The 407-nt window shown below is 76.4% G+C and carries 1 protein-coding gene; it reads right to left on the bottom strand.

The genetic code is table 11. The annotated features are described in order from the left end of the window. Positions 1 to 26: 26 nt before the first annotated feature. A partial coding sequence (locus G3I78_RS49730) for a hypothetical protein (protein ID WP_203616597.1) occupies positions 27 to 407 on the bottom strand: 381 nt, incomplete at its 5' end.

Genomic DNA, 407 nt, shown 5'->3' with positions numbered 1-407 from the left:
GCCAGGTCGTCCCCGGCGAGATGGGCTCAGCCCGCGGGAGAGAAGTCGAGCCGGTCGTCCACGACGGCCACGACCGACCACACGTTGCCGTCGGCGTCCGAGAGCTCGTACGCGGGCAGGAGCACCGCCGCGCCGTCGGGCTGGTACTGCACCGCGAGCCCCAGACGCGCGTCCGTGATCGTCACGTCCGTGACGGGCCCCGCGAACCGGGCACCCTCGCCGACCGTGGGCGGCACGGTCGGCGCCTCCGGCTCGGCGGGCGCGATCTCCGGCACGGCCTGCACGCCGTCGCGAGCCGCCCACGCGATCATGCCGCCCCCGCCGAACCGCGGGTCGCCGAGCCGCTCGACCGCGTCGGCCGGGCTCACCACGTCGTACGAGCCGATGCCGACCCGCGGGGTGAGGCT

The sequence above is a fragment of the Streptomyces sp. SID13726 genome (genome assembly GCF_010548375.1).
GTDB lineage: Bacteria > Actinomycetota > Actinomycetes > Streptomycetales > Streptomycetaceae > Streptomyces.
The sequence above is the reverse complement of the archived record's forward strand: the minus strand, read 5'-3'. Positions and strand labels throughout refer to the sequence as shown.